Raw genomic sequence first — 13,207 nt, 5'->3', positions numbered from 1 at the left:
GTGAACTATTTGCGCGCTTCAAGCGGCTTGTCATTTAGATTTTTCTGGTCAACAACCAGAACATTTTCCAGGCGAAGAAAATCTATCGCAGGCTCAAGCTCAATTTCAAGCGAAGAGTCATAGTCAAGAACAGTGATTTTTGAAATTCGCCCGATCGGAATGTCCTTCACATAATTTCCATTTTCACCGCTCGTAACAATAATATCACCATGATTCAAGCTGTCGAAAACTCTTTTGCGTATATAGCGGAGATTCAGAGGGCTGCTGTATGAGCCGTTTCCTGAAACAATTCCAATGTCCCGGGTATTCTGGATTCTGGCCGAAATATTGCATTTTGTGTCATATATAGGCATCACAAGGCTTGTATCAAGTCCGGCTATAACAACCTTGCCCACAACACCGACATTTCCGCTTTGAATCGCAATAACAGGAAAGCCTTTTTTTATGCCGCTCCGTGCACCCTTGTTTATAGTGATTCCTGAATAAAGATTGTCGGGATCTCTTCCGATTATCTGGGCAGGAATATTTTTATATTCAATCTCAGCAGCAAACTGAAGCTGCTCCCTCAGGCGCTCATTTTCTTTGCGTATCTCAACGTTGCTGCGGCGCATATACTCGTAATCCTTCAGCTTTTCTGAAAGCTCCTGGTATTCCTTCTGCAGAACCGCAATATCCCTTACAGATGTAACTACCCCGGTTACAGAACTTACAACTGCGCCAGCTCCCTTTTGAACAAGCGAAACTACAGAAAATCCCAGCTTGCTAAAATTCACAACAAAACCGCCGCTGGAAAATCCCAGGAGAATTCCGCTGAATAAAACAAGAAACGCTAAAAGAATCTCTGCAAACCGGAGGCGGACAAAAGCTTTAAATTTTCCTGCCATGGACAAACAACCTGCGCCTAGTCATTCAAATTTTCATAAATTGAACGGCGGGTAGACATATCCTTGAACAGCTCAAAGGCTTCGCCTGCTCCTTTTGCAACACACTCAAGCGGCTTTTCAACAAGGAAAACAGGAACTCCAGTTTCCTTCTTTATAAGATCTTTAAGACCTTTAAGCATTGAACCGCCGCCGGACATAACAATACCGCGCTCAACAATATCAGCTGCAAGCTCAGGCGGAGTGCGTCCCAGAGTCTTCTTTATTTCCTCAATGATTTTAGAAACAGGCTCCTTCAAAGCTTCCCTGACTTCAACAGAATCAACCTCAAGGCGGCGCGGAAGTCCAGTTATAGCATCACCGCCGCGGATCTCCATCTTGCGGATTTTATTGTCATCAATATTTTTTTCAGCGATTGCGTTTCCAATTTCAATTTTCAGCCGCTCTGCTGTCTGCTGGCCGATAATAAGATTATGAACAGAGCGTATATGCTTTATAATAGCTTCATCAAATGCATTTCCGCCGATTCTGATTGAGCTTGTAACAACCATTCCGCCCAGTGAAATAACAGAAACCTCTGTTGTGCCGCCGCCGATATCGCAAACCATGTGGCCCGCAGGCTCGTAAATAGGAATCTCAGCGCCGATAGCAGCCGCAAGGCTTTCTTCTATGAGCTTAACTTCCTTTGCGCCGGCCTTAAGAGCAGCAGCCATTACAGCATCCTGCTGAACCTGTGTTATGCATGACGGAATTCCAATCTTCATTCTTATGGACTTAAAAAGATGATGGCGTGGAATCACTTTTGAAATAAAATACTTCAGCATCTTTTCTGTTGAATCACTGTCAGAAATAACGCCGTCCGCAAGCGGTCTGATGGCAACAATATTTCCGGGTGTCTTCCAAAGCATGCGCTTTGCCTCAACACCGACAGCCTCAATTCTTCCAGTTCCCTTTTCAACAGCAACAACAGAAGGCTCATCAATAACAATTCCCTGTCCGCGGACATAAATCAATGTATTGCATGTTCCCAGGTCAATTCCTATATCAGTTGTGAAATTGTCAAGAAAGCTCATCTTTTCCTCCTCCAAGCTTTTCCGCATAATCCGTATTTTTTTTACAGCTCTGACATTTTTTTCAGCGCATCCTTATGGTTGAACTGAATTTTCAGGCATTTACGCCATTCTGCCCTCGCTTTTATAGTATCACCTTTTTTTTCATATAATACACCAAGTCCGTAATGTGCGTCAGCAGAATTTGAATTTTTTTCAAGAATTGAGTCAAATTCCTTTTCCGCATCAGAAAAATTTCCTTCACCTGTGTATATCTGCCCCAAAAGAATATGGCTGTCATCAAGCAAATCCTCATTCTGGCTTGTTTCCAGAACACGCACAAGATACTGCTTGGCAACCATCTCCTGCCCGTTGGCGCAATACTGCTTTGCTATGTTGAACAAAAGCGTATCGGTTTCGCGCACAAGAAGCGCCTCTGTAAAAGCCGCTATGCTTTCGTCAGTCTCACCAAGAGATGCGTAGCTAAGTCCAAGAAGCAGCGGAATATCCGCGGACTTATATCCGTTTGAAACTGAAAGTGTAAGATATTTCACAGCCAAATCCGCATAATAATGGTAGGCTGAAACCTTGTTCTTGTAAAAATACGCGCGGCCGAGCATATACTGAATTTGAGGCAGGGCATTTTTCCTGCATCCATGCATTGCCTTTCTCAAGCTGAAAATGGATTTTTCCAAAAGCTCCTGGGATTTTACGCTGTCTGTTTCTGATTCGGCGAGCATGAAGGAACTGTAGCCCGAAAAAGCAAGAGCCGCATTGTGGTAGGGATTTTTTTCAAGTATATTCATGGCCGCATTGTAGACAGCCTTATAGCCATCCTCCGTATGCAAAGCCCAGTTTTCATACATAGAATCAACAGAATCAAGATTGAAAATTTTATTTCTTACGAATTTTATAAAAAGGAAGGAAAAAACTATCGCCGCAGCAACAGAAAAAGACGCGATTACAAGTTTAACGGCAAATGTTTTCTTTTTATGATAAAACAGATCCAATCCGTATCTTGTCTTCATTTCCCCACCCGAAAATGCAAAAATATAAAACGCAGCCTGCAAAACAGGAAGCAAAAATAAAAAGGATATGATAAGCCGGGTTCTGGAACACTTTATTTCTAAAGCGCATTGACCATCTATCTGCAATGCCAGTCGCCTGGCACCTCCAGCAATCTACCCGCAGCATAAGGCCGGAAAACCGAACTGCTATATGATCTTGCTCCTGATGAGGTTTACTTATGCCGTTTCTGTTGCCAAAAACGCGGTAGGCTCTTACCCTGCCTTTTCACCCTTACCTGCGTCGCAGGCGGTAATTTTCTGTAGCACTTTCTGTCGGAAAAGAAACTTTGCTGAAACAGCAGTTTTCAAATCCGCCCGGTTATTACCCGGCATCCTTTCCGGAGGAGCCCGGACTTTTCCTCACTGACAGGAAACACATCGTTTCCCTCAGCGCGGTCAACATATCCTTATTTTTTAATTTTCATAATCCAGCGACTTCATAGAAGAATCAGAATCTTCTGAATCGTCACTGTCAATATCAATGATATCATCATCCTCAAGAAGATCCTCATCGGTCTCATCGGCAGAAATATCATCCTGAATAGAAATATAGCTTTCATCCGCATCAGCAGACTCCTCGTAAAAGAGAATTCTACTGCAATAAGGGCAGAACAAAATTTCCTTTCCCCTGTGAACTTCATTTGCAAACTGGGCAGGAAGTATCATGTGGCAGCCGTCGCACACTTTTCCCTTAACTGCGACAATGCCCTTGCGGTTCCGCTTTATAATGCGCTGAAATTTTATAATAATCTCAGTGTTTATTCCCTCGGAAATTTCGTCTTCTTTTTTCTTGAGAGCCTCAAGCTTTTCGTTGCACTCTGCGATTTCCTTGTCAAGATTCTGGCGCGACTCATTTACATCCTTTTCTGTGGAAGCAATCAAGTCCTCTTCGCTTTTCAGAAGGTCATTAAGCTCGGCCATGCTCTTTTCTTCACGCTGAAGTTCTTTGCGCTTTGAATCCTCCAAAGTCTGGGCTTCGGAAATCTGCTTTTCAAGAATTTCATACTCGCGGTGAGTGGAAATGGCATCCATTCCCTTTTCACCCTCTTCACGCTTTCTCTGAGCCTCGTCAAGCTCAACTCTCAAGCGGGCAACTATTTCCTTTTTTTCTTCATAAAGCCTGTTTTTTTCTATATATTCTCTTTTAAAACGGTCAAGGCTTTCTGTACTGCCGTCAAGAGTTTTTGGCAGCTCTTCTACCTTCGCTTCAATATCGTATTTTTCAGCAAGCACATCCTGCAGGCTCTTCAGCCTTTCCAATTCCTCTGTCATTTGCATAAACAGCAACCTCTTTATTGAACACTATTTTTCCAGCATCCCAGCCTGCAAAACACAGGAAAGCAAGATCCTAGAAATTCCCCCTGAATTCCAAACAAAGGTAAAATATTTTACATAATTTCAATTATTATGTCTAGGGCACCTGTAAAAAACTGATTTCCAGCGATTTTTAAAGGCGCCCCGGAACATTTTTATTCAGGCAATTTTACCATGGCTCATTATAGTCACGCAAAATAGCCGCGCGCCTAGGATGACGGAGCCGCCTCAACGCCTTCGCTTCAATCTGGCGAATTCGCTCTCGTGTCACATTGAAATACAGTCCGACTTCCTCAAGGGTAAGCGAATATCCATCCTCCAGACCGAAACGCATCTTCAGAACTTCCTGTTCACGCTGCGGAAGAGTGCTTAAAACAGAACGAAGCTGCTCCTGCAGAAGCGTATAGGCAGTCTGGTTTGCAGGATTTTCAATTTCCTTGTCCTCAATGAAATCTCCCAGAGAAGAATCCTCCTCCTCGCCTATAGGAGTTTCAAGGGAAATCGGCTCGCGGGCAACATTCTTAACCTGCTTAACCCGCGCCAACGGCCATGTAAGCTGGGCTGCAATCTCCTCGTCAGTCGGCTCGCGCCCGAGTTTCTGCATAAGCTGGCGGCTTTCGCGCACAACCTTGTTTATCTGCTCAATCATGTGGACAGGAACACGGATAGTGCGCGCCTGATCTGATATAGAGCGTGTAATGGCCTGGCGTATCCACCATGTAGCATAGGTTGAAAACTTATAGCCCTTGCGGTACTCAAATTTCTCAACAGCCTTTATAAGTCCGATATTTCCTTCCTGAATCAGATCAAAAAGCTGAAGTCCGCGGTTTGTGTACTTCTTTGCGATTGAAACGACAAGGCGGAGGTTTGCATTTATCAGCCTGTTTTTAGCCTGCTCCAGCTGCATTCTTCCCCGCTCAATTTCCTTTTTCATTTCCAGAATTTCATCAACTGAATTCTCGAAATCGTACTCAAGCTCGCGAAGCTTTCTGTCAATTTTCTGGATTTCCGTATAGTCAGAGCGAATCTCATCCGCAGACATGGCAAGATCCTTTTCAAGCTTTGCAGACTCTGTCCTGATTGCAAGCCGTCGTCCGATAGAGCGAAGCCCCACAGCATCAGTAATCCGGAGCTTTTTCATGCGGCGCTCCTGAATCAGATGGTACTCGTCAATCTTTTTTGAGGCAGTGATAAATTTCGCACTGAAAACTTCAATTTCCTCGGTCTGGAGATCCGCATTTACAAGCGCTTCCTTTATGAAATTTCTTACACGCTTCAAATTTTCATCAGAAAAAATATTTATGCTCGGATCCTCTGAATGAAGCTGTTTTTTCAGCTGCATATATTCAGACATCTGCTCACGGATCGGCTTGACATATTCCACGTAGCAGCTTCTAAGCCGTCTGCGCTCCGCCATAAGCTCAGTTATTTCCTTTCTTGCCTTTCCCGGCTCATGCGGATCTATTTTTTTGTAGATTGTGTGGCAAATCTGATAGAATTCGGGGATAATCATTCCTGAATTTCTTATCACATTTTTTATGATATTCTGCCCGTCTTCCATCTGCTTTGAAAGTATAACTTCCTGTTCCGCAGTAAGAAGATTTTCCTTGCCTATCTCACGGAGATAAAGCCTTATCGGATCATCAATTCCCGAATCCTTATCGTTAGAAACAAGGCGGTGCTTTTCGTCCAGCTTGGACTCGTCATCGGAATCAGAAAGGGAATCTTCATCCTCATCATCCTCTTCCTCATCAAGAAGGCTGTCCTCTTCCATGACCTGGATATTGTTCTTTGTAAGAAGCTGGAGAACCTCCTCCATTTTTGGCGAAGCGACGAATTCAGGAGTAAGTATTTCTGTGATTTCATCCCATGAAATAATCTGTTTGCTGCATGCGTAATCAAGAAGCTTCTTTACATTGGGATCAAGCTCTTCCTCAGAATCCGCATCAATGTCAGAGGCATCATCGTTTTCAGAAGAAACTTCATTTTCATCATAGTCACTGGAAGCGGCTTCATTTTTAGTTTTTTCAGATTTTGATTCCAGCGAATTTTTTTCTTTTTTAACTGTGTCAGATTTTTTCTCAGGTGACTTTCTAGCCATTGACTAATCCTTCAAATTTTCAATTTGGAAATCAAGTTCCATTTTCTGCTTAGCAAGCTCCGACAAAAGGGCTTTGTCCTCGGGCAGAACACTTCTTGACAGTGAAACCATCTGCTCCATGACAGATGTTCGCCGCCGCTTGAGGGCATTTTTTCTCAGATACTGAATACAACTATCGACAGATTCCTGAATTCTTCCATTATTTTTACTTATATATTCTATTATAAGTCTTCTGAATTCCTCTTGCTCTATCCGATTAAGTATATTGCTCACTGAGAAAGAACCGCTCTTCTGACATTCCTGCATTACAGAAAACAGCTGTTTGGAATAACTATCCGACAGGTCATCAGCGGAAACAAGACCACACATTTTTTGGAAAAGACTGACATCTTCAGTTACGGCTGTCATAACAGCTTGCAGCTCAGCGGTCACTTTTATTTTTTCTGAAGCCGCTTGATTTTTCTGCTCCGTAATCACATTTCTAAAACGGTGCGCCAATTTATTCCGGTTGAAATAATCTTTTCGGGCAGCCTCCTTTTCTATACCGTAGACCTGGCACAGCTGATCCAGGCAGGCATCTTTCTGAACATCCGACTGCAATGAATCGATATACTCAAAAAAATCCAAGGATGCTCGGGTCTTCCCCATCGGCGTATCTCTAGGACAAAGTTCTTGCAGTTTAGACAACAGATAATCAGAATCAAATATAGCATTATTCACTTCATTTGTCAAGTATTCAGGGCCGAATTTGAGCATTATTTCCGCAGGATCTTTTCCGCCTGAAAGCCTTATGACCTTCACCGCGATTCCCTGACTTCTGCACATCAGGATAGCCTTTCTTGTGGCCTTCTGCCCCGCTCCGTCTGAATCAAACGAAAGATAGATTTCTTCAACAAAATTCTTCACCAGGGAAATCTGCTCGTTTGTAAGAGCCGTTCCAAGAGGCGCAACCGCCCAGTTTATTCCGCACTGATGATAGGCAATGCAGTCCATATACCCCTCGCAGAATACAACCTTGCGCTTTTCACGGATCGCAGGCTTTGCAAAGTTGAAGGCATAAAGAGTGCTTCCCTTCTTATACTGCGGCAAGTCCCCGGAATTCAGGTACTTGGGGGATTTCTGAGGATCTCCGCGGAGAAAGCGGCCTCCCATGGCAACAACATCGCCGTCCTTGTCAAAAATCGGAAACATCAGCCTGTCCGAAAAAAAAGCGCAGTCCGGATAATTTCTGCTGAAAAGCCCCGAGCCGTCCAGAAACTTATCGGAATAATTTTTTTTCTGAAGAAATTTCCTGAGCCATTTTCTGTCCGCAGGGCTGTAGCCTATCTTGAATTTCTCAAGAGTTTCAGCGGACAAGCCGCGCTGCATGGCATAGTCAAGGGCAAATTTTCCGGCGGAAGTTTCCATAAGCATATAATGGAACATTCCGGCAACCCTTGTATAGAGAGTCTTGTACTCGGTTTTCAGGGAGGAAGCAGGCTCGTCCCGCCTGGACATACCGTCAGCATAGGAAAGAACCACTCCGCTTTTTTTTGCAAGAAGCTCCACGGCCTCGGCAAAAGAAATTTTCTCCATTTCCTTTACAAAGTCAAAAACACTTCCTGAAACACCGCAGCCAAAGCAGTAGTAAAATTTCTTTGAGGGGGAAACGCTGAATGAAGGAGTCTTTTCATTATGGAACGGACAGCAGCCCCACCAGTCGGCTCCGCGCTGCTCAAGCGGAACATACTCAGAAACGAGCTCCACTATATCTGTCTTGTCCGACACTTCGTCAATAGATTTCTTTGAAATCAATCCCGGCATCTGCTTTTAATAACCCTTCAAATAATAGCCTGTGTTTTCCGCGGCCTTGTGCTGGTCAAAATTCCTAGAAAAAACATGCCGCCCGGTTTCAGAATCCGCAAGAACAAAGAAATAGTAATCTGTTTCAGCAGGAGCAGCCGCGGCGGACAGTGCGACAAGCCCCGGATTTGAAATAGGCCCCGCAGGAAGACCGGCCCACTTATATGTGTTGTACGGACTGTCGATTTTCAAGTCATTGTATGTTATGCGGTCAGGATGAGGTCTGCCCATGATTTCTGTCAGAATATACTCGATTGTGGCGCATGAATAAAGCCCGATTCCATTCCGAAGCCTGTTCGTGAAAACACTTGAGATGAGAGGAGCCTCCGATTCAATCCTGTATTCACGCTCAACAACAGAAGCGAGCACCACAAGATTATGAAGCTTTTCCCCGGACAGCCCCTTCATCTCCGGAATAGAGTCAATCCGCGAAAAAAAGTTTTCAGCCATAGTAGAAACCACGGCATCGGAATCCATCTGCGGAATAAAAAAATATGTATCGGGAAAAAGATAGCCCTCAAAGCTCTGCGCAGGAATTCCGTACTTTTCAAGAAGCTCTGCCTTTCTGCATGAAGCAAGAAAATCATCAGCGGAGCACACACCGTCTTTTTCCAGAAGGCGCGCAATCTTTGACATCGTAAAGCCCTCGGGAACAACCACAGAGAAATTTTCGCTTTCCCCGGACTGCAAAATTCTGTACAGCGCTTTCATTCCCATGGAAGTGTCAAGAAGATAAGAGCCGCTTCTGAGGCAGAATGGATTTTCCCTGTCAAAAACACTGAAACGGGCCGCATAATAAAATGCCCCGGCGGACTTCACAAGCCCCTTTTCCGCAAGAAGATTTGACACATCCCTCACGGACATTCCAGCCGGAACAACAACACGCTCCACACGCAAATTTCCGGCCATGTCAACCGGAGCGCACAAATATGACCAGAGAGCAAACAGCCCCACCGCAAGAAGCGCCACAGCTGCAAGAACCCATGTAAAAAAGACGACGGTTTTTCTAAAAATAGTTTTCAAAGCTGAATTTCCTGGCCTTCCCTTGAAATATACAGATTCAAGCTGCCGCAGGATTTGTATTTCTTGTAGTTGTTTCCGGCATCAAGAATCGCCTCAAGCTTCTTGTCATCATAATTCGGCTCATGATGAAAGAAATATAAATTCCGTATATTCCAGTTGGAGGCAAAATCAATAGCGGATCTGAATGAATTATGGCCCCAGTTTATTTTCTTAGCGGCCTCAGGGGCTGTATACTGGCTGTCAAAAACCAGAACATCCGCATCCTTGAAAAAAGCATTGCGCTCTCGGCTCTTGTCAAAATCCGAAGCCTGAAGCTCCACATCAGTGCTGTAAATAAAACGCTTGCCGTCCTCCTCAAACGAATACGAATAGGAATCTCCTGGATGGAACATCCTGTGGCATTTTATTTTTACACCGGCAATTTCAATAGGAACATCTTCTTCCATTAAATGAAAAGAAAGCTGATTCTTGACAGACTCGAAGCATGCATTCATCGGAAAAAACGGAAGGCTGCTCTGACGCTCAAGATAATCCTCGGCGTTTTGAAAAGGCGTATAGATATCAATCTTGCTATCAGGGGAAAAAGACTGGCCGAAAAAAGGAAAGCCCTGGATGTGGTCCCAGTGAAAATGCGAAAGAAAAATCGTATAATGCTTGTCCTCAGGCTGCCGCCCGGAAACAGAAAATTCCCTCAGCCCCGTTCCGCAGTCCAGGAGAAAAAGCTTCCCGGAGCGCGACCTAAGCTCTATGCAGGGAGTGTTTCCCCCTATTGTTCCGTAAATCCAATCAGGAAGGGATGAAAGAAATCTCATTTTCGACTCAGAGCTTTCCAAATCCTTAGGAGAAAGCCTGGAAATAGCCGCGGCGATTTTAGCCTGAACCTGATCGTTTTTTAGCGGCGTGGGCAAGGACCCTCTGACACCCCAGAAATGAATAAGCACTTTCTTCCTCCATTGCAAGCCGCAGAAACCTAAAAAAATCATTGAAAATGAGATTTCAGAGGTTCCCTTATAAAAGTACCATAGTATATAAAAATTTCAGCACACTGTAAACAGACTATTCCTTGCTTTTGTTCTCAAATTTTGTATAGCTGGAAAGAAATATAACTTTCACATCGCCGATAGGACCATTACGCTGCTTTGCCACAATGAGCTTTCTTTCCTGAACCGGATTATAGTCCTCGTTACTTTCCTTGTTTTCGCCTCGGTTTCCATGGATGAACATGACCACATCCGCATCCTGCTCAATGGAACCCGAGCCCCTGAGCTGAGCAAGATTGGGCTCTTCGCCTTCTGCGGCACGGTTGACCTGGCACAGCACAACAATAGGAATTTCAAGCTCCCTGGCAAGCCCCTTCAGCGACTTTGAAATTTCAGACTGCTGCTCAAAAACAGGCACATCAAGATTTTCGCTTGTAATAAGACCTATGTAGTCTATAAAAATAATCTGCACTTTCTGATTGACTTTCATGCGCCGCGCCATTGCCCTGAGGTCAAGGAGCTTCATATTCGGAGTATCTACTATATAAAGGGGCGCATTGAAGCAGTCTCCCGCCGCATCCTGAAGCTTTTTAAAGTCCTCTATCTTCAACATTCCGTTTCTAAGCTTAGAGCCCGGAATCCTAGCAATCTGAGAAAGCAAGCGCTGAACAATCTGGTCAGCTGACATTTCAAGACTGAAAAAGCCGCAGGGAATTCCGCGGTCAACGGCAATGTTCTGCATCATGCTCAGAGCAAGGGCAGTTTTTCCCATGGAAGGGCGCGCTCCGATAATGATCATTTCGCTGTTCTGGAAGCCGCTTGTCATTGTGTCAAGATCATTAAGCCCTGACGGAATACCGGAAAACGCATTCTTGTTCTTGTAGCGCGTGTCGATGAGCTGGATCGCCTTAGGAACGACATCCTTCATCGCATAAACCTGCGCAGACTGATTCACATCTGTAAGCTTGAAAATCTTCTGCTCGGCGTCCTCAAGAATCAAGCGGCTTTCCTTTGTTTCGTTGAAGCTTTCCGCCTTTATCTCGGAGGAAATTTTTATCAGGCTTCTCCTGATTGACTGGTCCAGGACAATTTTCGCATAGTACTCAACATTCGCGCTTGTCGGAACAATATCAGTCAGCGATGAAATATAGGCAACTCCGCCGGCCGCATCCAGTTTTCCGTTTTTTGTAAGGTCGTCAACAAGTGTAAGTATATCGCCTTTTATTCCGGCTGAAAAAAGATGCATAAGGGATTCGTAAATAAGCTGATTCTGCTGGCTGTAGAAATTTTCAGCGCGAAGATATGTAACAACATCGCCCACAGAGCTCCAGTCCAGCAGAAGAGCGCCAATAACAGCCTGCTCGGCCTCTATATTATGCGGCGGTATCTTGTCTTTCAGTTCCATCGTGATAATCCCGAAAAATACGGCGAGCCAGAAACACGGTCTGCGCAAAAAAACTGACTTTCCGTTCTTATTAATTTAAAAACGCAAACCGTGCAAAATTATACATCAGAAAACAGGCAAAATTCAAGGCATAAAAAAAAGCACCCTAAAAAGGATGCTTTTCATTGCCAGCGGTCAGAATCGAACTGACGACATAAGGATTTTCAGTCCTCCGCTCTACCAGCTGAGCTACACCGGCAATTAATGTACATACTATACTCTTCATGATTTTTTTTGTCAATAGCAAAATCAATATTTTTTTCAAAAATAAAAAAAATCTGCACAGACAGCAATCATCAAGGAGTCCGCATGAATAAAAAAAGGCACACAGAAAATTCTGCATGCCTTAAAAGTTCGGGATGACAGGATTTGAACCTGCGACCCTCTGGTCCCAAACCAGATGCGCTACCAGCTGCGCTACGTCCCGATTAGCTGGGCTCTGAGGGGATCGAACCCCCGACATTCTGGGTGTAAACCAGACGCTCGTACCAGCTGAGCTAAGAGCCCATTTAATATGCTCAATATATTATCAGTCCTGCGCTTTTTTGTCAACACCCAAACCACGGCTCTAAAAAAAATATTGAAAAAAAATTCCTCTGTATTTTTCCGTTTCCACAGAAAATCAGTGCCGCAGCGAAAAATCTGTTTTCTTTTTTTCACAGGCTTCCTGCCGCGCAAAAACCTTTTCAACCAAATCTGAAATCGCCTCTATAACGATACCCCTGTACCTTATAAAATCCTCATTTGTTTCCGTGAACAGCTGAAAGGGCTTTATATTGAAAATTTCCACGCACTTGGCAAGAGTTTCCTTTTTGGGCCACGACTTTCCGGTTTCAATCTTCGACAGTCCAATGGAAGTCAGCCCTATCTTCCTGCTGAATTCCTCCTGCGTCATTCCAAGCTTAAGCCTATAGCGGCGAATATTCGAACCTAAAATTTCACTTAAATCCCTGGATCTGTCCATGGAACAATTCTATACTTGCGACTTTTCAATGCAGAACAAAACAGAATTTTATAAACCAGAAGAATATTAAACCGGCAGTTTAAGAAAAAAAAGCACATAAAAAAAGCACCGTCCACAAAGAACGGCGCCATCACTAAAAACAAGGATTTTCAAGCTGAAATTCTACTTTTTGTTCAGACGGTCTTTAAGCGCTTTTCCCGGCTTGAATTTAGGTGTCTTTGAAGCGGCTATCTTTATAGTCTCTCCGGTTGCAGGGTTGCGTCCTTCCCTGGCAGCTCTTTTTCCTACAGCAAATGTTCCAAAACCAATGAGCTGGACCTCATGTCCCTTTTCAAGCTCCTTTGAAACAATCTCAAGAAATGACTTCAGGGCGCTTTCTGTGTCTTTTTTTGAAAGCCCTGTAGATTTTGCCATCTTCTCAATAAGTTCAGCCTTGTTCATCTTTTCTCCCTTAAAAAAGCCAATGAAAAACTTGCAAGCAAAGCCTATGACAATTTTCGATTTGACTTTTTCCGCAACTTCGTGATGAAGTGTAAAGTTGC

Annotated in this window: 11 protein-coding genes, 3 tRNA genes and 1 other RNA gene; all 15 read right to left on the bottom strand. The window is 44.1% G+C overall.

Going from position 1 to position 13,207, the window contains the following annotated elements:
• Positions 1-5: 5 nt before the first annotated feature.
• The 15 genes from mreC to ACI4L0_RS01285 all read right to left on the bottom strand — a co-directional run bounded on the left by mreC (position 6) and on the right by ACI4L0_RS01285 (position 13,130).
• A complete protein-coding gene (gene mreC, locus ACI4L0_RS01355) occupies positions 6-884 on the bottom strand; it encodes a rod shape-determining protein MreC (protein WP_439798375.1) in 879 nt (292 codons plus the stop codon).
• Positions 885-901: 17 nt separating this feature from the next.
• Positions 902-1,954, bottom strand: coding sequence for a rod shape-determining protein (locus ACI4L0_RS01350; RefSeq protein ID WP_439798374.1), 1,053 nt, complete (start codon positions 1,952-1,954; stop codon positions 902-904).
• Positions 1,955-1,995: 41 nt separating this feature from the next.
• Positions 1,996-2,958 (bottom strand): tetratricopeptide repeat protein, encoded by a 963-nt coding sequence (locus ACI4L0_RS01345; RefSeq protein WP_439798373.1) that lies wholly within the window; start codon positions 2,956-2,958, stop codon positions 1,996-1,998.
• Positions 2,959-3,013: 55 nt separating this feature from the next.
• Positions 3,014-3,408: RNase P RNA component class A (gene rnpB / locus ACI4L0_RS01340), an RNA gene on the bottom strand.
• A 3-nt stretch (positions 3,409-3,411) separates the two neighbouring features.
• The gene (locus ACI4L0_RS01335) at positions 3,412-4,275 is read right to left on the bottom strand and encodes a zinc ribbon domain-containing protein (protein ID WP_439798372.1); all 864 of its coding nucleotides are present in this window, start codon (positions 4,273-4,275) and stop codon (positions 3,412-3,414) included.
• A gap of 205 nt (positions 4,276-4,480) precedes the next feature.
• The gene (rpoD, locus tag ACI4L0_RS01330) at positions 4,481-6,412 is read right to left on the bottom strand and encodes an RNA polymerase sigma factor RpoD (protein WP_439798371.1); all 1,932 of its coding nucleotides are present in this window, start codon (positions 6,410-6,412) and stop codon (positions 4,481-4,483) included.
• A 3-nt stretch (positions 6,413-6,415) separates the two neighbouring features.
• Positions 6,416-8,215, bottom strand: a complete 1,800-nt coding sequence (gene dnaG / locus ACI4L0_RS01325) for a DNA primase (protein WP_439798370.1) — start codon at positions 8,213-8,215, stop codon at positions 6,416-6,418.
• 6 nt (positions 8,216-8,221) lie between these two features.
• On the bottom strand, positions 8,222-9,277 hold the full coding sequence (gene mltG, locus ACI4L0_RS01320) for an endolytic transglycosylase MltG (protein ID WP_439798369.1): 1,056 nt from the start codon (positions 9,275-9,277) through the stop codon (positions 8,222-8,224).
• On the bottom strand, positions 9,274-10,185 hold the full coding sequence (locus tag ACI4L0_RS01315; protein ID WP_439798368.1) for an MBL fold metallo-hydrolase: 912 nt from the start codon (positions 10,183-10,185) through the stop codon (positions 9,274-9,276). The genes mltG and ACI4L0_RS01315 overlap by 4 nt, the downstream gene beginning before the upstream one ends.
• Before the next feature lie 148 nt (positions 10,186-10,333).
• On the bottom strand, positions 10,334-11,662 hold the full coding sequence (gene dnaB, locus ACI4L0_RS01310; protein ID WP_439798367.1) for a replicative DNA helicase: 1,329 nt from the start codon (positions 11,660-11,662) through the stop codon (positions 10,334-10,336).
• A 165-nt stretch (positions 11,663-11,827) separates the two neighbouring features.
• Positions 11,828-11,900 (bottom strand) — tRNA-Phe (locus ACI4L0_RS01305).
• Positions 11,901-12,055: 155 nt separating this feature from the next.
• A tRNA-Pro gene (locus tag ACI4L0_RS01300) sits at positions 12,056-12,128 on the bottom strand.
• 6 nt (positions 12,129-12,134) lie between these two features.
• A tRNA-Val gene (locus ACI4L0_RS01295) sits at positions 12,135-12,208 on the bottom strand.
• 115 nt (positions 12,209-12,323) lie between these two features.
• Positions 12,324-12,665, bottom strand: a complete 342-nt coding sequence (locus tag ACI4L0_RS01290) for a helix-turn-helix domain-containing protein (protein WP_439798366.1) — start codon at positions 12,663-12,665, stop codon at positions 12,324-12,326.
• A 162-nt stretch (positions 12,666-12,827) separates the two neighbouring features.
• Positions 12,828-13,130 (bottom strand): HU family DNA-binding protein, encoded by a 303-nt coding sequence (locus tag ACI4L0_RS01285; protein ID WP_439798483.1) that lies wholly within the window; start codon positions 13,128-13,130, stop codon positions 12,828-12,830.
• Between the last annotated feature and the right edge of the window lie 77 nt (positions 13,131-13,207).

The organism is Treponema sp., from assembly GCF_051883275.1.
In the GTDB taxonomy this organism is placed as follows: domain Bacteria; phylum Spirochaetota; class Spirochaetia; order Treponematales; family Treponemataceae; genus Treponema_D.
This window is presented reverse-complemented; position numbering and strand designations above follow the sequence as displayed.